Raw genomic sequence first — 26,457 nt, 5'->3', positions numbered from 1 at the left:
ATTGTTGTTACTTTTTGTTATAAAAGCGAATTGACTTCGCAAATATTGTTTGGGTTTGATACCAAGTATCAAACCGCCCTACACATATTTGGTTTGTCGAAACAATGTTCAGTTTTCAAAGGTCTACCAAGTTATCAGAGAAGCGATTGCTTCGTGACAACTTTTAAAGTATATCATGCAGTCAAATTAGTGTCAACTGATTTTTTCAATATATTTTGAATAAATATTGAATTTTTGAAGCTCAGTTGAATAAATATTCTCAGCAACGATTACTACTATAGCAATTATCAATCAGGCCGTCAAGCCTTTTCTCAAATTAATTATGTTGCAATCTTTCGTTGCTATTACACTGTTTGCCCTGTAATTGACAACAGAAAATAGTTTACCAATATCTGGGACTATGGTCAAGTGAAAAATGAATATTTACTGAAATTTGTTGTCACTATTGATGCAAATCCCGTCAAATCAGCATTCTTGTCATGCAAAAATACCCACTCCCAGCGACTGCTTCCGGGCTGCCATCTTCAACTGGTCTAGCTAATCTCTGATACGATAGACAGACAAAAACCGTCACCACACAATTGTGATGACGGCTTTATCTCGTTTACTTCAATTCTGGTGCATCAGTCTTGTAGTCTGAAACGGTGCTCTTCCCGTTATTCTGGGCAACAACACTCGTCTTCTCTTTCTTCTCTGCATCCGCCAAACGTTCCATCGCCGGCTTCAGTTTATAGGTAAAGGAGGACTTATCGACCTTCTTAAAGTTCTTCGGTGTATAGAACCGCAGTAGGTCACCATAAATGACCCGGTCAGATAAGGATAATTCAGTCGTCACGTGGTTTTGGAGTTTTGCCACGGTCTTCTTCTGTGCCGCCGTTAACTCAAGCTCTTTCCCAGTCTTCGTATCATAGACTGTTCCCCCGACCTTCATATACTTCGGTGAAACAAAGTTACCATCCCGGAAAGCCACCGTTTGATTACGGTTCTTAGCGAGGAGATCCTGTCCAAATTGAACAGTATCCGTGTTCTTGACGCCTAACAGATCCAATAGGGTTGGCAAGACATCAATCTCCCCACCATAGGTATGCTTAATACCACCCTTCAGTCCATTCGCATGGATCATGAAAGGCACCTTCTGGAACTGCGTCAAATCATAACTCGTGATCTTGTCCTTACCCAACAATTGCGCAATTGCAGGTCGGTGATTATTCGAAATACCATAGTGATCCCCATAAGCAACAATCACACTATTCTTATACAAGCCAACCTTCTTCAGGTAAGTCAAGAATTCCGCGAATGATTGATCGAGGTAGTGGGCCGTTTGTACATAAGGGTCCACAGTCTTGTCCCCGGTCTTCGTTGCTGGAAAGTCGGTATTCTTCTTATCCAGCTCATAGGGGTAGTGGTTGGTCAGCGTAATCAGCTTGGCATAGAACGGCTGCGGGAGCTGTTCGATATACTTCGCCGACTGCTTAAAGAAGATCTTATCCTTCAGACCGTACCCAACACTGTACCCGGGCTTCTCCGTATAGTAACTAGAGCTAAAGAAGTACTGGTAGCCCCATGACTTATAGGTGTTGTCTCGGTTCCAGAAACTTGGCACATCCCCATGGAAGGCAGCCGTTGTATACCCATCTTCTTGACTCAGGATAGCTGGCGCTGCTTGGAAAGTGTTCTGTGTCCCATAGGTGGTCATCGCTGACCCCTGTGGTAACCCAAACAAGGAGTTCTCCAGCATCATTTCAGCATCGGAAGTCTTCCCTTGTGCCACCTGGTTGTAAAAGTTATCAAACGACAACGTGTTGTTGTTATGGTAGAACTTGTTCAACGTTGGGGTAACCTCCTTCCCATCAACCTTGTAGTCGATCAGAAATTGTTGGAAACTCTCCAAATGAATAATAAAGACATTTTTGCCCTTCTCCTTGCCATAGTACGACACGTTAGGACTAACCCGATTCTGCTTCAAGTATTTCAAAACACTCTTCATATCGGAAGCGTTGGCACTCGCCCGGGTCGCGCTTTCCTTCTGCGTCTGGTACGCGTTGAAGGCAGCATATTCATTCAGCCCCAGGTACTTCACGATATAGTTGTTATCAAACGTCCGCGTCAACAGACCAGAACGATCCGCATTGGCCATCCCAAACTCTGCAAACATCAATGCGAATGACAGCACTGTCAGTGAGAAGGCATACCGCCGTTTAAACGGTCGCGCATCAATTCTGATCACATGTGTCACCAGTAAGATAATCAAGATAATAATATCAACGTAAACAAAGAAATCATAGAGATGGGTGATCTGTGCCAGACTCTTGCCCAGATTATTCCCAACAGAACTCGACCCCTTCATGATCCCGAAGGACAGGAAGTCAGAGAATTCCCGGTAATAAACCACGTTGGCAAAGATCCACGTAGACTCTAACACATCAATGATCAACATTAACCAATAAGCTAATCTCCCCCGAAAGTACAGGGCGATTCCGAACACCAACAGAGTGGCCGGTACTGGGTTAATGAACAGTAAAAACTGTTGAACACTCCCCTTGGCACCCAAGGTAAACTCGGTCTGATAGGCAATGTAAGTTTTTACCCAAAATAAAACGACGATCAACAGGAAAAATCCCATTCGGGTGTTTAACCAGTTCGTCTTCCGCTTGAAAAAGTTCGCCATTACGACTGCCTCCACATAAGAATTAACATCTCTCAAGTATAGCGGATATTGCGAGGTAATCAATCCGATTCCAGAACCTTTGGAAAAAATTCAATCTTTCATCATTATAAAAAAACAAAACTATGGTAGCCCATAGTTTTGTTAGTTGTCCGTCAATAAATCAAACAGCTCAATAGCAACTAAATCGATGTTATCAAACTCAAAAGTTGTCTCCGGATTGTGTTCAGTTAAAGTGTACGTGTGCGTTGCCTGGTTGAATACGACCGTGGCTTGCTCAACGCCTTCCTTTTCAAAACGACGGGGTTGTGGCTCGTCGGTGGCATCCTCTTGCATCGCCTTTAAGCGATTGATAATGCCAATCAATTGAGATTCTTCCATGGTTGGTCCCCTTTCTAGCTTTCCATAATGATTTTACCAAACTTATGGCCGGATGACACGCCCTAATGCAGAAAATCTCAGGGAAATCACAAATCCGACTCTTCGACGACCTTGTCAGGCCGGATGACCATCGCCACCAGACCAGCCAGCATCCCAAAGTAGTAGGTCAATAAGCGCCATAAAATCATCGCTAAGACCAGCTTACTATTTGATGTAATATAACTCCTAAAGATCATTTCAAAACTGTACTCGGCCCCACCAGAGCCCCCTGGAATTGGAAACAGGGAGATCACCATCACGATGAGAATATGGAAACTCGTAACCATGACAATGTTGGCCGAGGTGTAGCCAAGTGAGAGCATAATAAAGTACGGAATCAGATAGTAGAAAGCCAGCTGGAAGAAGGTAATCACAAAGACCCGTAGCATCAGCTTACCTTTCCCACTGATCCGCACACTTTCCGCATAAAAGGAGTCAATCTTACTATTTAGGTTATCCTCGATCCGGCGGAACCGTTCTGCCTTCATGAACCAATGGAAGGGATACAGGACGACCCCCACCATCTTCTTTGTGAACGAGTACCAGAACATAATCATCAATAGGCCCACGATGACGGCCAAGTGAATCGTAAACCCAAAGACTACCAACCACGACAACGCGTGGAGCTTATCCTGAATCTGTTGAAACCCGATGATCAACGCAATAATAAAGTTGATGACGATCATCGATTGGTAGACCACGAATTTCATCAGTAAGACCGAGCTGGCCTTACCAGCATCGATCCCGGTCTGCATCAGCGCAAAAAGTTGCGCTGGCTGCCCACCTGAAGAAAACGGCGTGATACCGTTAAACAGTTGTTCCACCAAGGGAATCCGGACAGCATCCTTGAATGTGAAGCCCTCGATCCGATCGGAAATAAAAACCTTCACGATCCACGACTCCAAGCCCAGATACAGGAGCATGCAGAGAATGGCGACCCCAAACCACCAAAAGTTGATGTGAACAAAATCATTGACTAAAACTGAAAACTTAATGTCACGGAGTGAATACGCAAAAATGGCAATCCCCAAGAGTAACATTAACGCTAATACCCATTTATTTCGTCGTGACATGCAGTTTACCTCTCTTTTGCTTGCTGCGTATAGAACTTCCGCCAGATCTCGGTGAGGTGTTCCTCAGAGTAACGGTCGGCGGCATCGAGACTCTGCTGATGCCAATGTGCCAGTGCTACTGGATCATGTGGCAGACGCTGGAGTTGTGCATTCATGTCATCGTAATCCTTAGCTGGTTGGTAATCCCCGGCGATAATCGCCTGATACAGGTCCAGATCCCGTAAGAGAACTGGTGTCCCCGTACTGAAGGCCTCTAGAACCGACATTGGAAAGAGTTCGTTAAAGGATGGTAACAGGAATAGGTCGGCTAAATTATAGTAGTCAACCAATTTAGCCCGATCAACGATCCCAGGAAAACTCAGGTTAGCCGGTGGATTGTCAACGACTTTCTTCAACTCGGTATAACCATCCGTCATCCGTCCGAAGGAGAAGCCCCCGGCCCAGATGAACTGAATCTCCGAATTATGTCGCGCAAGCTTGATAAAGTCAAACAAGCCTTTACGCTCCTGAATCTGACCGATACCCAGTACCGTAAAACGCTTCGTATCGTATCCGTATTGCGTCCGCAAAGCAGTCTTTCGAGCGGCATCGACCGGATAAAATTCCTTACGACTCACGAAGTTAGGAATATACGTCACCCGTTCAGCGGGAATCCCGTAGGCCACCAGCTTAGGAATAAAGGTCGGATTGACCACAACAATATGGTCCATCCGGCGATAAAAAGCAATCACATATTTATAAAAGATTGACCGGAACGGTTGTGGGATTTTTAGACTTCCCTCCAACGTTTCAGGCAAGAAATGAACATAACCAATCTTCCGACCGCGCCCGGGCAGAAAAGTCGACAGGTAATAAGTCGGATTAATCGTATGGTAATGCGTCACATCGACCCGTCCATACTTGTTAACCGTCACGTCAAACTCATCCTTGAGCCGTGTCGCCAACAGATTCATCAATTCATTATAAGCACTTCCCACACCCTGTCCCTTGACGGAATCAGCCTTGGAAAACATGTTAATTTTTAGCATCCAATTGCTCCTCTAATCACTAAAATCTGGGGTATCTTCATGCGTCGCTTCGTAACTCGCCTGAGCATCCTGATAGAACTCAATGACCCGTTGGCCAAAGGTATCAGCAGAGATCTCCGCTAGCTTACGCGCCAGCAGGTCGGGGTCCTGTTCCTCATCCCCATGCTTCAGGTAATCAACGACATTTGTGACCATCTCGTCCTCGGTCTTGAAGGTCACCCCAAGTGTCCGTTTCGACAGCAACTCATCGGTATACGGGCTCGTCATGACCACGATCTTCGTTCCGGCCGCCATGGCCTCAATATAGGTTAGACCCTGTGACTCCGAATCGGACGAAGACAGGAAGACATTTGCCATGTGATAGTATCGGAAAACATCGTTATTATTCACTTGACCAGTAAATGAAATATGATCCGTCAGACCAGCATCCTTTACCTGTTGTTCGAGATCTTCCTTAGCCGGACCATCGCCGACAATCAAGAGCTGTGCATTGGGAACTTCCGCCAGAATTCGTGGCATAGCCGCAATACTTTCCTTAATATTCTTCTCGTAAGCCAGACGACTTAACGACAGAATTACCGGTGTATCCGGTTGATAGCCCAACTCACGTCGTAGATTGGCCGTATCAGGTTGTTCATACTGATGGAGGTTGACCCCGGTGGGAATAATCCGAATTGGTGTCTTGACCCCATAATCAGTTAAGGTCGTTAACACCCGATCACTCGGCGCCACCACCCCAGTCAGGTGATAACAAAAGGCCAGAGTCGCTTGCTTAACGTGCACGGGCTTCAAAATCTTTCCGTTCGCTACATAATGCAAGTAATCCTCGTACATGGTGTGGTAAGTATGTAGACAAGGAATCTCCAGGTTCCGCGCCACAAACTTCCCGATCCACCCCATCGAGAATTCCGTCTGAGTGTGGACAATATCTAAATTTAATTCTTTGGCAATTTGATAAGCTTGAAAAAGCCCCCGCACTGCTATCCGCCGTTCCGTGAATGATACGAATGGAATACTTGAAAAACGAAAAACATTCCGCTCATAAACGTTGCGTTCCACGTTTGGATCGGTCGTGGTAAAAATATAGACCTGGTGCCCCTGCTTTTCCAGTTGATCACGCAGCGTCTTAATCGACGTTGCAACCCCACTTACTTGAGGGAAATAGGTATCTGTAAATAAGCCAATGTTCATCGCCAATCCCCCTTGCGTCTGTGTTTGGCTAAAAAGATTTAGAGCTTCGCTTTGTACAATCATCACAATTATATGGGTTTGGCTAGGGGATTGCAAACCTCAGCGGCTATCGCAAGAAAATCTCATCATTTGGCCATTCTTACGCGCTTACATTTCAGACACCCGTCGAACAATTCTGGTGGGCATTCATTCTTACCATTCACCGCCAATCCCCGCCCGCTAGTGTTTGGACGTGATCCGGGATGTGTCCACCAGCAGACTGGGACTCGTTTCGTGTCGTCACCACAACTAAAAAGGACATCCCGAATAAAACGGATGCCCTTCACTCATATTCAGTTTATTTCAGCACGTCAGGAACAGCCGCTTGAACCATGGTAACGACTTCCTGACTGGTACTGGCGGAATTAACCGTCGTTTCTGCCAATGCCACCAACTCATGGGCATCTAACTGACCAATCAACTGACGCGTCTTAGCAATCGCACTCGGCGCCATAGAGAATTCGTCAAGGCCCATCCCTAGCAAGAGCGGTAATGCGATCGGATCCCCCGCCATTTCTCCACACATGGCAACGGGAATCCCCCCCGCATGTCCGGCCGAAATAACGTTATCGATCAAGCGCAGAATCGCCGGATGATACGGCTGGTAAAGATAAGCGACGTTCTGATTGGTCCGATCAGCCGCCAGAGTATACCCGATCAGGTCGTTGGTCCCAATGCTCATGAAATCCACTTCATTCGCAAACCGGTCGGCCAACAATGCCGCTGCTGGCACCTCAACCATCATACCCACGGCAATTTTGCCCATGGGCACCCGCTTTGCCGTTAATTTAGAGCGTTCATCGTCGTAAATTGCCTTGGCCTGCCGTAGTTCATCCAACGTCGCAATCATCGGGAACATGATGCTCAAATGACCAAACGCCGACGCGCGAATCAAAGCTCGCAATTGACTTCGAAAGACCTGCTGATGTGCAAGGCTCTGGCGAATGGCGCGTGCCCCCATAAAGGGATTAGCCTCGTTCTGTGATGGCCGATAAGGGAGTTCCTTATCGCCCCCCACATCTAATGTACGAATGACCACCGGCCGAGGCGCCATCGTCTCTAGCACCTGGCGATAAATGGCGAACTGTTCGTCTTCAGTCGGCAGGTGCTGCGCGTCCAAATATAAAAATTCGGTTCGGAATAAGCCAACGCCTTCGGCACCACCAGCCGTCACCCGGGCCAAATCAGCCACAGTTCCCATATTAGCAGCTAGTGTCACACCCACGCCGTCTTTGGAGACCGTCTCGTGATGCGCCAATTCATCCAGTCGCTGTTGATTTTTCACGCGTTGGACCATGGCCCGTCGCGCGACGGCAATCTCATCTGCCGTCGGTCCGACCATGACGTTTCCCTGGGTGCCATTGACCACAACTAACTCGCCATTGGTCAACGTCTGAGTTGCCACCTGAGTTCCCACGACTGCCGGCAAATTCAACGACCGTGCCAAAATTGAGGAATGGGACGTACGGCCACCGGCATCGGTGATAAATCCCAAAACCTGTTGTGGGTTGACCGCTACCGCCTCACTAGCAATCAAATCGTGTGTGACCACGACAACGGGATGGTTAATCAGTGCCAAATCCGGTAGGGTGACCCCCAGCAGATGGGCTGTTAAGCGTTTTGCCACAGTCTGCCAGTTGGTCAGACGATCCTGTAAGTAAGGATTGTCGACCAATTCTGCGAGTTCTTCCTCGATTGTTGTGGTGACCAGTGCGACCGCAAATTCAGTATTCGCATGTCGCTCTCTGATATTTAGTTCAACGTGTCCCATCAGGTCCTGATCCTTTAACATGGCAATTTGTGCAATAAAAACCTGGGCACGGTCAGCACCCAGGTTTTTATTTACACGAGTTTTTATCGTCTCAATCTCTGAAACGGTTGCTTCAAGGGCCTGATGGAATCGATTTAATTCGTAATCAAGATTAGTGACTGTCTGCTGAGAGACGTGAAGGTCTGGCTCGTCCAGTCGGTAAACCCGACCGCAAGTCACCCCATCACTGGCAGCAATCCCCTTGAGCATCGTCTTCATTAGTCAGACAAACCCTCTTTAGTCATTGTTTCAGCAATAGCAGTCATTGCATCAGCTTCGTCTTCACCGTCAGTCGTAATGGTGATGTCAGCGTTTTGGCCAACACCTAAAGACATAACACCCATGATAGACTTCAAGTTAACGGACTTGTCTTGGTACTGCAAGCTAACTTCAGAACTGAACTTACTTGCTGATTGTACCAATAAAGTAGCTGGACGTGCATGGATACCAGTTTCTGCTGTAACATGAAATTCGCGTTTTTCCATAATTGATCGATCTCCTTTAAGCTTAGGTTGACTACTTACCGACACGACTCGCCTTGACCTTGCGCATTGGCCAAACAACCATTCAACGAGTCACGCCTACCTACTAAGAATATCAATGTAAGCCACAAATTACAAGTTATACATGAACCGCTTTCATCAAAAAAACGTTATTCGCCGTCATTTCCGGCGTCATGATCGTAGTGGTAGATGAGTTTCCCGTTCTTTTCGGCCTTACCCACAACCCGTTTCCGCGTTTCGTATGCCATAAAAGCTTTTTGAAATGCTGGGAAGTCTGCCGGTGTGACTTCAAACTGCGCAATTTTCTTATCTTTCAATTGATTCATTAAATCCGTAAAGTCTCGTTCCACTATTTTTCCTCCCGCTCTCTTTTTCTGAGTATAACCAACACTTGTCTTCCGCGACTGCCAGAATTTCAAATCGACGATCACCTTGTAACAACCTTAATCTACTTCCCATCACTACTAAATCACTAAGGCCTTTACGTTATCGTCAACGACGTGTCTTGCGGCCTAATAGGTTCCAGTTACCAGATTTAGTTACGTCTCATGGTAAGTTTTACCGTCAATCTCAGTACGCCTATTATATCACGTCCACAACACTTTCCGATTGCGTTCTCCCCTATCTTACGGGCCAAACACGTGTCGGTCAAAGCTTATCCAAAAAGAATTTTCAATTTTGAAATGTTCATTTTAGCATTCTATTAGTGAGAGTGCTAAAATGAAGGCGTTCGTTAGAAATCCCCCGTAATATCGTGCATTTATCGTGCAAACAAAATACTTGCACGTCCAGATGAACGCGGTATAATGTGGTCAATGGTCAAGAAAGGTCAAACACTTTTCGAAGACCCGTGGAATTTCCACGAGAACTCCAGGCAAGAAAGGAGACGACAAGATGCTATGTCAAAATTGCCACCGCAATGAAGCAACGATTCACCTTTACATGAGTGTAAACGGGCAGCGGCAACAAGTTGACCTATGCCAAAATTGTTACCAGCTGCTGAAACAGCAACAATCAAACGATTCTGGAAATGGAGGTGGCCGTATGGCACAAGATCCATTCGGCTTTAATAACCTGGACGATATTTTCCGGGCTATGCAAGGCGGCGACAACAACCAAACTAATAATTTCCGACAGGACTCCGGACAAGGTCGACCAACCCAACCTTCTGGCAACCAGGGCGGTTCCGGTAATGGCTTACTCAGTCAATACGGATTGAACCTCACCCAGTTGGCAAAGGATGGTAAAGTTGATCCCGTTATTGGCCGGGACAAAGAAACGGCACAAGTCATCGAGATCCTTAACCGGCGGACGAAGAACAACCCTGTGTTGATTGGAGAAGCCGGTGTTGGGAAGACGGCGGTCGTTGAAGGCCTTGCGGAACGGATTGTCGAAGGCAACGTTCCCCAAAAGCTCGCCAACAAGCAAATTATTCGCTTAGACGTTGTGTCATTGGTCCAAGGAACTGGTATCCGTGGCCAATTCGAGCAACGTATGCAACAGTTGATGAAAGAAGTTCAAGCTAATCCCGATATTATCCTATTTATCGATGAAATTCACGAGATCATGGGTGCCGGGAATGCCGAAGGCGGTATGGATGCTGGTAACGTTTTGAAACCAGCCCTCGCCCGTGGTGACTTTCAATTGATCGGTGCAACCACGCTGAGTGAATACCGTGATATTGAAAAGGATCAGGCTTTAGCACGGCGGTTCCAACCCGTAACGGTTGACGAACCCAGTGCTGACGAAGCCGTTAAGATTTTAAAAGGCATTCAAAAGAAATACGAAGATTACCACCACGTTCACTACGACGATGACGCCATTGAGGCTGCCGTTCGTCTATCTGATCGGTATATTCAAGACCGGTTCTTACCAGACAAGGCCATTGACCTGTTGGATGAGGCTGGTTCTCGGAAGAACTTAACCATTAACATCGCCGACCCTAAGGCCATTGATGAAAAGATTAAGTCTGCCGAAGCACAGAAGCAAGCCGCCTTGAAGCAGGAAGACTATGAAAAGGCCGCCTACTACCGTGACCAAGTCACCAAGTTGGAGAAGTCCAAGGAAACTGCCAAGGATGCCGACCAAAACGCTTCCGCCGAAGTTACGGTCAAGGATATGCAAGACATCGTGGAAGAAAAGACCAGCATTCCTGTCGGTGAATTGCAAGCCAAGGAACAGCACCAACTCAAGAGTTTAGGTGCGGACCTTGAAAAGCACGTCATCGGCCAGAATGAGGCCGTCGACAAGGTTGCTCGGGCTATCCGGCGGAACCGAATCGGTCTGAACGGCACTGGTCGTCCAATTGGGTCCTTCCTCTTCGTCGGTCCAACCGGTGTTGGGAAGACGGAATTAGCCAAGCAATTGGCCAACGAACTCTTTGGTTCTGAAGACGCGATGGTTCGTTTCGATATGTCTGAGTACATGGAGCCGCATTCCATTTCTAAGCTAATCGGGTCACCACCTGGCTATGTTGGCTACGAAGAAGCTGGCCAGCTTACCGAGCAGGTTCGCCGTCATCCTTACACATTGATACTGTTGGATGAAATTGAAAAGGCCCATCCCGACGTCTTGAACATGTTCTTACAAATTCTGGACGACGGCCGGTTGACCGATTCTCAAGGCCGGACGGTTTCCTTCAAGGACACACTGATCATCATGACCAGTAACGCCGGTACCGGTGACGCCGAAGCCAACGTTGGTTTTGGAGCCGCCGCTGAAGGTACCACGCACTCTGTTCTGGGGAATCTGACCAACTACTTCAAGCCAGAATTCTTAAACCGGTTCGATGATATCGTTGAGTTCAATTCTCTGAGTATGGAAAACTTGATGCACATCGTTGACTTAATGATTGTTGACGTTAACCAAATGTTGGCGGGCCAAGGCCTCCACATTCACGTTACCGCGCCGGTCGAGGAACAATTGGTCAAGAAGGGCTACAATCCTGCAATGGGTGCTCGGCCACTCCGGCGAGTGATTCAAGAAGAGATTGAAGATCGAATCGCCGACTTCTACTTGGACCACGGGGACGTTAAGAACCTCGTTGCCAAGATTGAAGACGGTAAGATTACATTGGCTGCCGACACGGACGCTAATGCGGAAGCTAGTGACACAAGTTCAAGTAACGCTTAATTATGAATTTCCGAAGGTGTACAGCCATGAGAGCTGTGCACCTTTTTTGATGACTGCAAAAGGTTGAAAGATGAAATATTGGCAACATTGTCTAAACCAGCCGACTTACCGTTCACCAAATTTAGGGGGTGGGTAGGACGCTGTCAGCCTGAGAAGCGGTCTGCCAGTTCGCTTTGAACCGCCCTCCTCTCGGTGATAATCCGCCCGCTAGGCGTATCGGCCGAAATCTGACAACGTTCACATGTTGGCCTGACCGGGAAAAATGGTATACTAGATTTTAAAGGAAACTTCTGGAGGTGAATGGCATGGCTTTTTTTGACTGGTTACGACGATTGATTGAACCGAAACCCCAACGTGAAAATATACCGCAACCGGTAGCACCACAACGCCGTCATCAACCAATCCCAGCTCCAGCAGAACCCGTTGCTCCCAGCCAGCCAGCCGTGACGCCTCCCGTTCTGACCGACCACGCCATCACCTTAAAGCCAGCCCACCAACCGCAGCCCGAACCAACTGCCACCTTGGTAATTCGTTTGGTGGATGAACACAATCGCCCGCTGCAACCGGCACTCATCTTAACGGGATCACTTAATCATCCCGTCCACTGTCGGTTTCCAGAAATTCCAGGGTACGCACTCTCACGGATTCATGGCTTCACGCAGGACTTCATCAGCACGTATGGTCTGACAACTGCTATCTACCGTCGATTACTGGGTAAACCGATCATCGCCTATCTGGTCGACTTTGACTCCGGTCGGCTCTTGGCGCTTCCCCAGATTCATCGGGGTGCACTTTCCACGACTTACGCCCTAACGCCTCCTGTCGTCAATGGCTATCACATCTTCCAAGCACAAGGCCCACAACGTGGTAAATTTTCTACGTGTGTCCAACGCGTCGTGTACTTCTATCGACTCGACAGCTGGGAGACCGTCCAGCACGTTCATCAGTATGTTTTCCTACAGGCGGATCATCTGGTCTATGATGAACCAAATGGGACTGCATACGGCTACCAATTCCCAGCTGATTCGCTCTGGCGGTTATTCATGATTATCACATTGACAGATGGTTCGGTCTGGTTCAATCTCGGTGGCAATCAGTGGTTAACGGCAACCGATACGGCTCGTCGTGATCATCAGCTGGCGCATCCTGCCCTGGCACAAAAGCGGTCCTGGCATCCCAAGGACTTCGCCCGGATTGGGTCGGTCGATTACGTTCCTGGTGCTTCAGTCTCCATTTATACGGAACCCTATGGCGAGACTGCTGGTCAATTGGAACACGGCGAACCGTTGGATATTCGCGGTCGCATTATCGATGATCAGCAATTGATCTGGTACCAGATTGGGCCAGAAGCTTACATCAACGCGCGTTATGTGCGGCTAGCCCCTGTCGAAACTATTTAAGAAAAAAATAAAGTGCCACCGCAAAATTTGCAGTGGCACTTTTTTGATGCGATAAAATTATTAGAATTCAGCGTTACCTGGGGTCCGTGGGTAAGGGATCACATCGCGGATGTTTTCCATCCCCGTCACGTACATCAGCAACCGTTCAAACCCAATCCCGTAACCGGAATGCTTGGTTTCACCGTACTTCCGCAGGTCCAAGTACCATTGGTATTCTTCTTGTGGTAAGTGGTTGACCTTGATCTTCTTAGCCATTTCAGCCTGCCGTTCTTCACGTTGACTACCACCAATCAATTCACCAATACGGGGAACCAATAAGTCAGCGGCCGCAACGGTCTTACCGTCGTCGTTGTCGCGCATGTAGAAGGCTTTGATCTCACGGGGGTAATCCGTCAGGAAGGTTGGACGCTTATAGACCTGTTCGCACAGGTAGCGTTCGTGTTCAGCCTGTAAGTCGAGTCCCCAGTACACGGGAACATCAAACTTAACGGGGGCTTTTTCCAACTCTTCGATAGCTTGCGTGTAGGTAATCTGCGCAAACTTTTCATCGATTGTCTGGTGAAGACGGTTCAACAGGTCCTCATCCACGGCACCGTTCAGAAATTCCAGCTCATCCTTGGCGTGGGCTAAGAGGTACTTAACCACGTGCTTCAGAAGGCTTTCAGATTCATTGATCACATCCTGCAGGTCGGCAAAAGCCATTTCTGGTTCAATCATCCAGAATTCTGAAGCATGCCGGGCCGTGTGCGAGTTTTCTGCCCGGAAAGTTGGACCAAATGTGTACACATTCCGTAAGGCCAAAGCGAAGGCTTCTGCGGGAAGCTGACCACTGACCGTCAAGTTTGTTTCCTTCTTGAAGAAGTCTTGACTGTCGTCAACCTTGCCGTCGTCAGTCTTAGGCAAATTGTTCATGTCTAACGTGGTGACCCGGAACATTTCCCCGGCTCCTTCGCTATCACTGCTGGTAATAATTGGTGTGTTCACGTAGGTGAAGTCATTTTCCTGCAAGTATTGGTGAACGGCGAAGGCCGTCAGTGAACGAATCTTGAAGACCGCGTAGAACGTGTTGGTCCGTGGCCGTAAGTGGGCCATTGTCCGCAAATATTCGTAGGAGTGCTTCTTCTTTTGCAGAGGGTAATCGTTGTCGGAAGCCCCTTCAAGTACAACTTCTTCGGCGTGAACTTCGAAAGGCTGCTTAGCATCCGGCGTGTAAACAACCGTCCCAACCACCTTAATCGTCGAGCTCAGTGGCAACTTCGTCATTTCAGCGTAGTTCTCCAGGTCACTCTTCATGACGATCTGAGCGTGCTTCAAGCAAGACCCATCGTTTAATTCGATAAAGCCCACGCGCTTAGACCCTCGCACCGTCTTCACCCAACCGTGCAGAACAACTTGTTCATCTTCGGCAAAGTGCCGATCACTAAATAAATCTTTAACCAAAATTTCTGTCATCATATTCTCCTTCTGTCATACCCATAAAAAAAGATCCATCATCCCTATCACTAGGGACGAAAGATCTTTCCGCGGTACCACCCAAATTGTTTTTAATTCAAAACCAACTTTAAACAACGTACTAACATACGTTCCGCTTAATAACGTGGCGGGCACGGCGCGGCCTACTCTTGATTCAGCCTGCAACGAAAGCGGGGTTATCCAAATTGGGCGATCAACTAAGCTCTCACTATCCTTAGTTCGCTAGGCACCGGTGACCAATTTGACATTATCCGTTTCAATGTTTTTCAATTTATGCAACTGTTGTCAGATTAGCACAAATCGTAGCGCGACACAACCGAAATCTCTCCGTGAGGTGGTGGAAATCCGTTGTTCTCTCATCTAATCTTTAGTCTTCAACCAACCGATTTCCCAATGACTGGAAACGCTGACCCCAGCGCTTCTTGACTTCCAAGACAAACGTGGGGATAAAGACGCCGATCACAACTAGTACCCAGCCACTGACTGGCAATGTCACGAGGCCAAAGAGTCCTTGGAGTCCTGGAACCACTGCCACGACAATCAGTAAGCTAATCGTGATGAGTAGTGCCCGGTTAAGTCGAGGGTTCCGCTTAAGACTCCCCCGCGTCAACGGCTGGCGGTCCTTAATAGCGTAGATATCGATCATGGACCCAATTGCCAGAATCAGGAAGGTTATCGTCATGCCGACCGCTGGCTGGTTAGCAGCCAGGACGAAGCGTCCTAACCCATATGCACCCAGTGTCAGGAACGTAAACGTTACCGCCCGAGTCGCAAGCCGGCCACCCAGCCCACGAGCGAAGAGACTTTCGTCGTTGGCCACCGGTGGCTGTTGCATTGCAGCTTTTTCGCCAGGCTCCCGACTTAGGTAGAAGCCAGGAATCCCATCGGCTAGGACGTTGATCAGTAGGAGTTGTTCTGCCAGGAGTGGTGCGCCCCAGCCCATCAGGACTGAACCGACCATTAGGAAGATTTGTGCGAAGTTGACTCCCACTAGGAATTCCACGGCCTTAAGGATGTTTTGGTAGACCGTCCGCCCTTCCCGTACCGCTGAAATGATGGTAGCAAAATTATCATCCGTTAGCACCATATCCGCAGCACTCTTGGACACTTCCGTCCCGGTGATTCCCATGGCGATTCCCACGTCAGCAGCCTTCAAGGCCGGCGCATCGTTCACGCCATCTCCGGTCATGGCCACTGTAGCCCCAGTCTTCTGCCACGCTTGAACAATTCGAATCTTATCGGTTGGTGATACCCGAGCATAGACCGCAATATCCTTAATCTGCGCATCGAGCTCGGCATCCGTCAAAGTTCGAAGCTCATCCCCTGACATCACCAGTTGACCCGGTGACAGTAACTCAATTTCTTTGGCGATAGCTTCAGCTGTCACCATGTGGTCTCCGGTAATCATGATTGGCTTGATGCCAGCAGCCTTGGCTTCCCGAATCGCCGTAATCACCTCCGGCCGTGGTGGATCAATCATCCCCACGATACCAGCAAACGTCAGATGCTGTGTCAGGTCGGCCCAATTGATAGTGTCACCTGCCGGCACGATCTTGTAGCCGACCGCCAGGACCCGTAGGGCATTTTGACCGAACGTATCATGTGTTCGTTTGGCTTGTGCAAATTCTGCGGGATTCCAGTCGACTGGCAACCGGTCAAAGGCCCCTTTGACCACAACCAATCGCCGACCATCCTTGAGTTGGTGAAGCGTCGCCATCGTCTTCTTCGTGGAGTCAAATGGGTCTTCGGCTAACCGAGGAGCCGTGACCTCAAAGTCCTTACGACTGGTGTCATGTTTCGCTAGCCAGCGAACAATTGCTAGTTCAGTGGGGTCACCCACCGTCTCTTCCTCGCCATTGATCGTTTGAATCTCGGCGTTGGTCGCTAATCCCAGGTAACGCATGAGGTCCTTACCAGCATGGGTCATTTCCGTCGCCGGAGCAGCTGACTTGGCACCTGGCGTCCAGTAGCGTGTAATCGTCATTTGATTCTGCGTCAGCGTTCCTGTCTTGTCGGAAGCAATCACGTCGACGCCACCAATGGTTTCGACCGCGTTAACACGCCGCATGATGGCGTTACGCTTGGCCATCCGCTTTACACCGTGTGCCAGACTGATTGTCACGATGATTGGCAACGTTTCAGGAACCGCCGCCACGGCCAGAGAGATTCCAATCATGAGGCTATCGGCTAACCCCTGATTCTGCATCCAAATACTTAGAGCGAAGATAGCCATCCCGCCCATCACGGCGAAGGTCGTCAGCCAACCCGAGAGACGGTTCAATCGGCCTTGCAATGGTGTTGCCCGCTTCTTCGTTTTATTCAGAAGACCGGCAATCTGACCCAGTTCCGTCGCCATCCCAGTCGTCACGACTTGAATGACTGCCGTTCCAGCCGTCACTGCGGTCCCAGAGAAAACTTGTTGGCTTTCCTTGGCGCTGTCTGGCTTGTGTAACGCCAGCTTCTCCACAGGAACACTCTCACCAGTCAGAACGGCTTCATCCACAGCTAAATTGGTACTGGACAAGACCACCCCATCGGCTGGCACTTGATCCCCAGCCTTCAACAGGACCAGGTCTCCCGGAACCACGTCCTTCGCGTCAATCGTCTGGGCAATATTTTCCCGTCGTACGGTCGTCGTGGGCAGACTCATCGATTGTAAAGCCGCCAGTGCCTTTTCAGCCGAAGCTTCCTGGTACATGCCAATAATCACGTTGATAACCAGGATTGACCCGATCACAATTGATTTCGTCCAACCGCCGCCTTGGAATAATGCCATGTAACTAGCTAAGGCCACGGCAAATAATAGCACGAGTGAAGAAACGTCAGCCAGATGGTGGCCAATTTGACGCCAGATACTTGGCTTTTTAGCCGCTACTAATTGATTGCTGCCGAACTCTTGCCGACGTGTCTGCGCGGCCTCTGTCGTCAATCCCTCTTGGGGCGTTAAGTTTAAGGTGGTCATCTCTTTTCTCTTCATAAGTCGCTCCTCCGTTGAATAAATAATTTATCGTTTTAATTACCATACTCTTATTAAACCGTAAAAGTTTGGCTAGACTACGGGAGAATTGTGAAGAAATATAGAACATTGTATTTTCTGTTTACTATATGGCCTATCATGGTGTACAGCGGTCGCCGTACGTGCAATGCCTCATTTTATAATTTTAGTAATGTTCACAGCAGCAACTGTCAGGCCCCTAAATTTACGAGGCGTCATAGTTGCCATGCGCAATCAGATACCCTAGAATCAACTTAATGACTATTGGCCATCATGAATTGGGCCCCGCAGAAAGGAAGCATTGGTGTGAAATTAATCAGACGCCTGCTCATCGTGACCCTCTTGGCAGTGGGCCTCTTCATTCTCAGCAACTGGCAGGTTCTTTCGACACAGTTCACCTATTACCAGACGGCCATCACGGGCCTCTTCACGCATCAAACAACGCGTAAAGCTGATAACTACCAGACCAGTGGCTATATTCTCCGTAACCCCAAGGATGCAACCACCAAGACCGGTGCCGCTGATACCCCGGTGGAGAGTGCTGTCCAGGGACTACTCCTCCAACAAAAATATTATTATCACTACACAGCAGATATGCCGGTCAAAGCCCGCGCTGTCTTCGCCGATGCGGTCAAAATCTATAACCAACCGGGTATCGTCCAGCTGACTGAGGGCCCCGGATCAACTAAGACCAACCGGATCACATTCGGTGTCTACCACCGCAAGGAAACCGGTAAGAAAAATACGATCGAATTGGGACACGGTGGTCCGCAGATCACTCAGCGGATCAGTTGGCAAGGAATCCTGACCACCAATATGGCGACGGCCAAACTCAACGCCACCTACCCCCAATCTTTTAAACGATCAGTAGCCGTTCACGAGCTCGGGCATGCCCTGGGACTCGATCACAGTTCAGATAAGACTTCCGTCATGACCCCAATCGATCAGGGCCGCACCCAATTATCGTCGGCCGATCTGAAGAGTCTCCAGGCCATTTACGATAAAGGTTAAATTAGCCAAACTGTCTCTTACGCCATACAAATAGCGTCCCCACTGACTTTTCAGCCAGAATGGGAACGCTATTTGTATTTTAACTAAAGGTTGCAAGTTTCAAAATACTTATTATGACTGTTATCACAACGATACTGGGCCTAAAATTAGGCAACATCGTCTAGTCATCGCCTTACCGGCCAGCAGATATGGGCTGATCGATGCGAACAGCCAGCGGAATCCCTGGCAGCCGGAGTGTGGCCATTGCCACTAATTTAGCAATGACCAACATCCAACCCATCATTGCTTACAGGTTAATATCCATGTTGAAGGTCAGGTGAGACAGCGTTAGACCCTTTTCGATGAGGCCATTAGTGAACGTCGTTGTCGCCTTCCGCATATCGGCCGTTACTTGATGATTTTGCGTTGTCAGAAAGGCCGTCAACTCATCACCAGACAGACTCTTGGCGCCTTTCAGTGCTTGGTCCACGTGAGTCCGTAAGCTTTCCTTAGCGGCCGTCACATAGTCCGTGTCCTGTTCGATAAAGTCAATGTAGTGAGATTCCACGATCATCGACAACTTTCGATACATCCAGTAGGCACTGGCGTCATCCAGATGGACGGGCGTGCTGCTGTATGAAGGATCCGTATCGGTGGCATTCGCAAAGAACGGTACATATGGACTAAAGGCTGGTACACCAAAACATACCCACATAATGGCGGAACTTTCCTTTGGCACGTCGTTACGGAGTTGTAAGACGTGGGAATTCTGCGTCCGGTTCATCGAAATTGGCCGGAACTTCAGACGGTCGGCATCGTCACCGGGACCTAATGGATCGTATTTGGTTTCGTTATAGTGGGAACTCAGAATGTATTCAACATCCTCCACACTAATTTTATGGCTAGTCCGGCAGATGAATGGCAGGTCACTGGATTGTGGGTCCTGCTTAATCTCTGGATTCAGACAACGTTGCCCGAACCAGACCCGGGGTGTGTTGTAGTGGCGATCTTTTTCAGTGCTCGTCCCAAAGATATGCCGGAAATTCCAACCGTCTTGATCTGGATTCAGGTGATGATCACGGACAAATTCTTGAATTCCCTCGGAATACATGAAGTTGTCGGGATCATCAAACGTCACTTGTTGAATAGCTACTTGGTTGGCGGCTACCGCATAGGCGTCATCTGGAATTCGTTGGGCAACCCAGTGATGGCCAGTAACAATTTCCATATACCAGACCTCATCGTTATCGGAGAACAGCACCCCATTACCTTCAGGGGATCCGTATTCTTTGATCATCTTACCCAAGTAACGAACCCCATCGCGGGCGGAGTTGATATAAGGCAGAACCATCGTCTGCAGGGAATCTTCAGCCAACCCGTTAGCAACCAGGGGATCAAAAGCCAACGCTTGGGGATTTCCGTAAACACTTTCGGTGGCACTCATCGCAACGTTTTGTGAGTTGATCCCACTCTCGGCGTATTCACCAGTCTTATCGGTCTCAACGTTAGGCGTTGCCAGGTAACGGTAACCATCACTAGGAATGGGCGCCGTGAACCCGTTCTGATTGGAGGCCCAAGTCCGCTGCGGTTGATCCTTCTCTGCGGGATGCACATAGAACCGTTGGGGCGTTAGAGCTAAAAAGGTGTCATCATTTCTGGCGATCAACGTTGACCCGTCGATCGTTGCCTTTTTACCGACGAGCACCGTGGTGCAGGCGGTCAGATGCTTTGCTGCTTTCATTACAACTACCACTCCTTCTATAAACTATCGTCTCACGGATGTCGCCGTTCACGTCTGGCCACCGCCACACCCATCTTTCGCGCCCCGCAAGACCAAAAACTCTTCACCGAATAGTTTACTCTTAATCCCCCCTGAACACTAGCCGCCAGAAATTCTTCATGCAAATAATGGTTACACATTCAGAAATGTGTTGACATTTCACCTAGATTGTCTAAAATGAAGTTGTAACCAATTGAACCTTTTTTTCATACCATTTGTGAAATATCTTTCAATCCATTTAAAAAATTGTCTGGGAGGCTACATTTATGAAAGTCACAGTTGTTGGGTGTACGCACGCCGGTACCTTTGCCATTAAACAAATATTAGCGGAACATCCGGATGCCGAAGTAACCGTCTATGAACGCAATGATGTCATCTCTTTTCTGTCCTGCGGAATTGCCCTATATCTTGGTGGTAAAGTTGCTGACCCTCAAGGGCTCTTCTATTCCAGCCCCAAAGAATTAGCCGGTCTGGGAGCCAACGTACAAATGAACCACAACGTCCTCAATATTGACCCAGAAATGAAAACGGTTACGGTTGAAGACTTGAACACTCATGAACAAACCACTCAGACCTACGACAAGTTGGTCATGACCTCTGGTTCCTGGCCAATCATTCCCAAAATTCCGGGCATTGATAACGCCAAGGTCAAGCTCTGTAAGAACTGGGCCCACGCTCAGACACTGATTGAGGAAGCCAAGAGTGCCAAGCACATCACGGTCATTGGTGCTGGCTACATTGGTGCCGAATTGGCTGAAGCCTACTCCACTACCGGTCATGACGTGACATTGATCGATGCTATGGATCGCGTCATGCCAAAGTATTTTGACAGCGAGTTCACCGACGTCATTGAACAAGACTACCGTGACAATCACGTGCAACTCGCACTGGGTGAAACGGTTGAAAGTTTTGACAATAATGCCGACGGTCGCCTAACCATTAAGACCGATCAAGGCACCTACGATACTGACCTTGCTATCCTGTGCATCGGTTTCCGGCCCAACACTGACCTACTCAAGGGTAAGGTCGACATGGCAAAGAATGGGGCAATCATCACCGATGACTACATGCGCTCTTCCAATCCCGACATCTTCGCTGCGGGAGACAGTGCCGCCGTGCACTACAATCCAACCCATCAGAACGCCTACATCCCATTGGCGACGAACGCCGTGCGTCAAGGTATCTTGGTTGGCAAGAACTTGGTTAAGCCAACCGTGAAATACATGGGAACCCAATCTTCATCTGGTCTCCAACTATACGGCCGGACGATTGTTTCCACTGGATTGACCCTAGCCGCTGCCCATCAACAAGGCATCAACGCTGAACAGGTCATCGTCAACGACAACTACCGACCAGAGTTCATGCCTACCACGACTGCCGTGCTAATGTCATTGGTCTACGACCCAGACAGTCGGCGCATCCTCGGTGGTGCCCTGATGAGCAAATATGACGTGTCTCAGTCCGCCAATACACTGTCCGTTTGTATCCAAAACGACAATACAATTGACGATTTAGCCATGGTCGACATGCTCTTTCAGCCTAACTTCGACCGTCCTTTCAACTACTTGAACATCGTGGCTCAGGCCGCCCAAGCGCAGGCTGATAAATTAACGCCGGCAGAATAGATTTTCCCTTTATCTGAAGGTTGAAAGTGAGCTGGCAGACCGCTTCTCAGGCTGGCGGCGTCCTACCCACAGCGTTCCAGCCTAAATTTGGTGAACGGTAAGCCGGCTGGTTTAGACGACGTTGCCTAATTTTAGGCCCACTATCGTTGTTGCAACAGTCATGATGGGTGTTCTAGACCTTTCAACCTTCAGACCTTCAAATAAAATCTAAAATAAATCACCCGCGAGCCTAGTCTCGTGGGTGATTTTCATTGTGCCGCTAGCGTTTGCCCTAGTCAGGGAACATTGTTTAGCGTCCAGGTAATGCTGGCCGAATATTCACCTTGAACCGCATCACCATCGACTTCTAAGACCAGTCCGGCCTCATCGTCCCAACCGCCAACAACGTCTGTCACATCATCTTTGTCGCTAGACGTCCCGCTCATGACAGTCATCGGTGTACTGGTCACTGGACTCTTTTGGTCGCTGTCGTAATAGTAAAGGCTACCAGCCATATCTTTGCCGTCAGCCGTGACAAACTTAGTGCCCGCCACTTGCAACGACCATTCCGCACCGGCTTCACGAGTATCCAAGATTTCCACTTGCCAGTCCTTGGTTCGTTTGACTTTCTGGGTGGCGCCGGTCAGGCTCGTTGCCTCAAAACTACTCTTGCTGGAAACCTGCTGGAATAGCAGCTGCCCCGGCACAGTAATCGTATAGGTCACCGTATTCGAGACGTTACCGTATGGATCTTCCACGTTCAACTTCAACGTATTCGTGCCGGACTTCAACTGGCTAGCCGTAACCGTGTAATTAAATCGACCACTACTGTTGTCATCCCCGGCAGGTATCTTAAAGTCATCCTGCGCCGTGCCATTAAGAGTGGGATGAACCGTCATGTCCGTGTTCGTCAGATTGACCCCCTCTGGAATCACAACCAGGCCTTTAAAAGTCGCGCCCTCACCAGGTTCAACTTGCACACTACTTCCGGATAGCGAAAAGAGCGTCAATTCCAGCGTTGGATTTACCGTGAAGACTGACGTATCGGTTGTCACAACGCCATTAACCGCCGTAAAGCTGCTAGCACTAGCATCCACGGTTACCGGTGCCTTAACGTCCGCCGCCGTCCCCGTAAAGGAAATCGTGGCGGTAGCATTGTCCGTCGAGAGGGCTTCACCTAACGTAAAGGCCGCCTGGTTGTCAGTCATGTCCGCCAGGCTCACGTTAGCCGTCGTACCATTTTGGTAACGAATCGTGGCAGTCTGATCATAGTTCAGAGACGTTGGCAATTGGATCTTGGCCGCGATGTCCTTCCAGGATTGCTTACCATCTTGGTAATCCAGTTGATAGTCCAAGCGGAACTTGTGGGTTCCCTGCAACACGTCCCCATTGCCAATCGCCTGATTGGTTTGGAGATCTGTCAGCGTCGTGTGTGCCTTCGCATTCACTAGTCCCGGAATCTTTTCCATCACAACTAAATTGTTTTCATAACTGTCGCCAGTCGCACCAGTGAAGCCCCAACGGATTTCTCCAGAATTATCGGGGTCAATCTTCGTGAGGTCTAGGTCAGCCGTTTCACTGATCCCCACCTGATCATTACCGGTGACGGGATCCTTGTCATTAAACGTATAGGTCATCTGTTTCGTCGCAGCGTCCCAATCCAGCGTTAAATGATGCCAAGCACCATTTGACAGTAACGTGTAGTCTCCGACGATCGTGCCCTCATGGGTCTGAGTCGCATAGTATCCCGAGGCTGGAAGTGGTAACAGCTGCGAAGCCTTCACCATTTGGTAAGTACTGACCTCTCCCGGGTAGTTATGCGCCAGGTGCGGCCCCTTCAGCTTGCCATCAAACGAATCAGCGTCCCCGGCGTTCGAGTAATTACTGGACGTATTTAAATGGGTATCGAATTCTAACGCCCAACTATTCTGAATCGCGCTGGCCGCTAGCTTGTCCGCCGTACTCTGCTTCTTATCGGTATCGACACCCCAGACTCCTAGTGTCTCGCCGGAGATGGTCTTACCATAGGCCGGGCTCGCTGCCAGACCGGCGCCGTCGTTCTGAAAGACCAATGCCATCCCGTCAGCGGCTTTCTTTCCCGTATTTCCGAAATACAGCCACATCGAAGCGGTTTCATTCTTTGTTAAATCAAAACTATTGTCCGCTGTTGACCACAGCGCTCCAAATTGTTTCTTGCCATTATTGACCTTAGCTGCCTGCGTTCCAGCAGTGTTAGTGTCTACGACCGCCGCTTGATTATTGCTGGTCGTCCCCGGCGTAAAAATATTCTCGAGGGAAATTCCCTGTGGTGCTGATTTCAAAGCGTTATCATAATCGGTATCGGCCTGGGCCACGCTGCCCCCCAGGACAGCGGCCCCTAGACCGAACACCACGCCTAACCAAGTCTTCAACTTCATTGTTACCGCTCCTCTCCGCCCCCCCCAACGGTGTTGGGCCTCAATCGACTAAACAACTCTACATTTCCTCGCTTAAAGGATAGCATGGCTTCATCTTTTATCGGGCAATGGGTCAAAATATCACGAAATCCCTTCGAAATTTGACTAAACGTTGAGGGTACCGTTCTATCCAATAGTTCCATGATGGCTGCGCAAAAAAGCATCATAGCTCCACGGCTACGATGCTTTTATTCGCTTACTGAAAATTAAAAATCAAAATGTCACCTTACTCTTGCGACCGCAAGCACCAACTGACAACATTGGCTTAGTCTTGCGCGGCTTTGCGTTGACGAACGTGGTACCAGATGACCCCTAACAAGCCGAACAGGATTGGCCCGACGAGCATCCAAATTGTGCTCTGAATATCGTTATTTTCCAAGACCGGTTGGATTAGCGTGAAGGTGTTTGCCCCCAACACCACGATGAAGACGACCCAACTAATAACAGTCGTCCAAGCCGGTGACTTGTAGACTTCAAATGGTTTCTGGATATCCCGATTGCGTTTGAACTTAGGAAAGGCGTAGACCAAGAACAGGTATGGCAGCGTCATGGAAACGTTAGCCATCAACGTTAAAATATTGTAGAAAGCTGAGGCATCCGTTGACGCGAAGGAAGCCAGCAAAATAATAATGATAACGACCGCACACTGTAACTTCATCGCATAACTTGGCATGTCATTGTCGTTTAATTTCGTGAATTTCTTCGGCCACATCGACTTTGGCGTCCCAAGGATCAACGTCTTGAGTGGTGAATAGGTCAGCGTGAAGAAGGCTCCGGAGTATGCCAGGAACATCCCCAGCCCTGTGTACCGTGCAAACCACAGTCCAATCGTGGTACTCGTTGCCGCGCTCAGGCCAAGTGATTCACCCAGCACGTCACCCAAGTTCCGCATCATCACGTAACTAATGTTCCCCATATTGGTTGAAGGATCGGATAAGACGGCATTCCAGTTCGTACTGATCCCCCAACAGAGAATCCCGATAGCGTATCCCAACGTAATGACGATGGCCGAAATGACAATGGCCTTCGGGAACGTCTTTTCAGGGTTCTTCGTCTTATCGACCATTCCCCCGAGGACTTCCAAGCCCCCATAAGCGAAGATGGCAAACACGGCGAAACTCATGATGCCCATCGGTTGTTGGTAATTGGGATGTGGTGAACTCATAAAATGCTGAAGCGGTTGGGCCATGTGCCCATGCCGCAGAGCCAAGACGACGCCGGACACGACCAGCAAGATGGCGTTCAGACTCATGACGGCGATCCCACCAAGGCTGGTGATCCGCACGATGCCCTTGACCCCTTTGATGGAGATATAGGTGACCAGAATCATCCACAGACAGGACAGAATGCCGATAACTTGAGTTGCATTCAGCCCGGCAATGGCAAATTTTTGAGTCTGATCGGTCCCAAAGAAGAGTGTGGTAAAGGGAATCCAGACCTTAGCCGAGGTCGAGACCAACCAGATTATGTAGGACGCAAACCACATGAAAGTTCCGATAAACGCGAACTGGGGATTCACGCTGACTTCCATCCACTGGTACATCCCACTCCCTTCATCGGATTTGATAGCAGCACCATACTCCGCCATCATTAAGGCAAACGGAATAAAGAATAAAACCGCCGCCGCTAAGTAAAATAGAATTGATGAATACCCCATTAAGAAGTAAGCCACCGTACTGTTGGCAAAGCCAAACACGGTGGTAAAAATCATCATGACTAATGCCATTAAGGTTATTTTATTGTTATTTTCAGCCATTATATTTCTCTCCAAGAGTGTTTAAATAATTATGTGTAAATAGAAAAATAAGCAATTGAAAAGGGAAAGCCTCTCCCTTATGATAGTTAGCAACCACACTCACTTCATAGGACATAGGAGGCTTTCCCCATGACTCAGTTTA

17 protein-coding genes are annotated in these 26,457 nt (G+C 48.8%); 4 read left to right on the top strand and 13 right to left on the bottom strand.

Translation table 11 applies throughout. The features are described from left to right. Positions 1-604: 604 nt before the first annotated feature. The 8 genes from ACKTSF_RS12475 to ykzS form a co-directional block, all read right to left on the bottom strand. On the bottom strand, positions 605-2,668 hold the full coding sequence (locus ACKTSF_RS12475) for an LTA synthase family protein (RefSeq protein ID WP_407889905.1): 2,064 nt from the start codon (positions 2,666-2,668) through the stop codon (positions 605-607). Positions 2,669-2,809: 141 nt separating this feature from the next. Then, complete coding sequence (locus ACKTSF_RS12470; RefSeq protein ID WP_020089680.1) at positions 2,810-3,046, bottom strand: YkuJ family protein; 237 nt, start codon at positions 3,044-3,046, stop codon at positions 2,810-2,812. Between the two features lie 86 nt (positions 3,047-3,132). Further along, the gene (locus ACKTSF_RS12465) at positions 3,133-4,158 is read right to left on the bottom strand and encodes a lysylphosphatidylglycerol synthase transmembrane domain-containing protein (protein WP_407889903.1); all 1,026 of its coding nucleotides are present in this window, start codon (positions 4,156-4,158) and stop codon (positions 3,133-3,135) included. Positions 4,159-4,163: 5 nt separating this feature from the next. Further along, on the bottom strand, positions 4,164-5,186 hold the full coding sequence (locus tag ACKTSF_RS12460) for a glycosyltransferase family 4 protein (RefSeq protein ID WP_407889901.1): 1,023 nt from the start codon (positions 5,184-5,186) through the stop codon (positions 4,164-4,166). Positions 5,187-5,198: 12 nt separating this feature from the next. Beyond that, on the bottom strand, positions 5,199-6,377 hold the full coding sequence (locus tag ACKTSF_RS12455; RefSeq protein ID WP_407889899.1) for a glycosyltransferase family 4 protein: 1,179 nt from the start codon (positions 6,375-6,377) through the stop codon (positions 5,199-5,201). 337 nt (positions 6,378-6,714) lie between these two features. Beyond that, the gene (gene ptsP, locus ACKTSF_RS12450) at positions 6,715-8,445 is read right to left on the bottom strand and encodes a phosphoenolpyruvate--protein phosphotransferase (protein ID WP_407889897.1); all 1,731 of its coding nucleotides are present in this window, start codon (positions 8,443-8,445) and stop codon (positions 6,715-6,717) included. After that, the gene (locus ACKTSF_RS12445; RefSeq protein ID WP_020089685.1) at positions 8,445-8,711 is read right to left on the bottom strand and encodes a phosphocarrier protein HPr; all 267 of its coding nucleotides are present in this window, start codon (positions 8,709-8,711) and stop codon (positions 8,445-8,447) included. Before ACKTSF_RS12445 ends, ptsP begins: the two co-directional genes overlap by 1 nt. A gap of 167 nt (positions 8,712-8,878) precedes the next feature. Then, positions 8,879-9,079, bottom strand: coding sequence for a protein YkzS (ykzS, locus tag ACKTSF_RS12440; RefSeq protein ID WP_407889895.1), 201 nt, complete (start codon positions 9,077-9,079; stop codon positions 8,879-8,881). Between the two features lie 544 nt (positions 9,080-9,623). Between ykzS and ACKTSF_RS12435 the strand changes: the two genes are divergently transcribed. Together ACKTSF_RS12435 and ACKTSF_RS12430 are read left to right on the top strand one after the other, a co-directional pair. Continuing rightward, entirely contained in the window at positions 9,624-11,861 is a 2,238-nt protein-coding gene (locus ACKTSF_RS12435; RefSeq protein WP_407889893.1) for an ATP-dependent Clp protease ATP-binding subunit, read from the top strand. Positions 11,862-12,166: 305 nt separating this feature from the next. Beyond that, on the top strand, positions 12,167-13,261 hold the full coding sequence (locus tag ACKTSF_RS12430; RefSeq protein ID WP_407889892.1) for a MucBP domain-containing protein: 1,095 nt from the start codon (positions 12,167-12,169) through the stop codon (positions 13,259-13,261). Positions 13,262-13,321: 60 nt separating this feature from the next. Here the strand turns inward: ACKTSF_RS12430 and asnS are convergent, their stop codons facing one another. Both asnS and ACKTSF_RS12420 read right to left on the bottom strand, forming a co-directional pair. Beyond that, positions 13,322-14,713: an asparagine--tRNA ligase gene (gene asnS / locus ACKTSF_RS12425; RefSeq protein ID WP_407889890.1), complete on the bottom strand. Its 1,392-nt coding sequence runs from the start codon at positions 14,711-14,713 to the stop codon at positions 13,322-13,324. 388 nt (positions 14,714-15,101) lie between these two features. Next, positions 15,102-17,711, bottom strand: a complete 2,610-nt coding sequence (locus ACKTSF_RS12420; protein ID WP_407889888.1) for a cation-translocating P-type ATPase — start codon at positions 17,709-17,711, stop codon at positions 15,102-15,104. Between the two features lie 324 nt (positions 17,712-18,035). Here ACKTSF_RS12420 and ACKTSF_RS12415 point away from each other — a divergent pair, with 324 nt between their 5' ends. Next, complete coding sequence (locus ACKTSF_RS12415; RefSeq protein WP_407889886.1) at positions 18,036-18,740, top strand: matrixin family metalloprotease; 705 nt, start codon at positions 18,036-18,038, stop codon at positions 18,738-18,740. Between the two features lie 286 nt (positions 18,741-19,026). Here ACKTSF_RS12415 and ACKTSF_RS12410 read toward each other — a convergent pair whose 3' ends face one another. Then, on the bottom strand, positions 19,027-20,460 hold the full coding sequence (locus ACKTSF_RS12410; RefSeq protein ID WP_407889884.1) for a C69 family dipeptidase: 1,434 nt from the start codon (positions 20,458-20,460) through the stop codon (positions 19,027-19,029). A gap of 305 nt (positions 20,461-20,765) precedes the next feature. Here ACKTSF_RS12410 and ACKTSF_RS12405 point away from each other — a divergent pair, with 305 nt between their 5' ends. Further along, positions 20,766-22,124 carry an FAD-dependent oxidoreductase gene (locus ACKTSF_RS12405; RefSeq protein WP_407889883.1) on the top strand — a complete coding sequence of 453 codons (1,359 nt, stop codon included), beginning with the start codon at positions 20,766-20,768 and terminating at the stop codon, positions 22,122-22,124. Between the two features lie 275 nt (positions 22,125-22,399). On the opposite strand, the gene ACKTSF_RS12400 is transcribed toward ACKTSF_RS12405, so the two are convergent. Together ACKTSF_RS12400 and yjeM are read right to left on the bottom strand one after the other, a co-directional pair. Continuing rightward, positions 22,400-24,520 carry an L-type lectin family protein gene (locus ACKTSF_RS12400; protein WP_407889881.1) on the bottom strand — a complete coding sequence of 707 codons (2,121 nt, stop codon included), beginning with the start codon at positions 24,518-24,520 and terminating at the stop codon, positions 22,400-22,402. Between the two features lie 304 nt (positions 24,521-24,824). Continuing rightward, a complete protein-coding gene (yjeM, locus tag ACKTSF_RS12395) occupies positions 24,825-26,315 on the bottom strand; it encodes a glutamate/gamma-aminobutyrate family transporter YjeM (RefSeq protein ID WP_407889879.1) in 1,491 nt (496 codons plus the stop codon). Between the last annotated feature and the right edge of the window lie 142 nt (positions 26,316-26,457).

It is taken from the genome of Levilactobacillus muriae (assembly GCF_045862015.1).
Classification (GTDB): domain Bacteria; phylum Bacillota; class Bacilli; order Lactobacillales; family Lactobacillaceae; genus Levilactobacillus; species Levilactobacillus muriae.
This window is presented reverse-complemented; position numbering and strand designations above follow the sequence as displayed.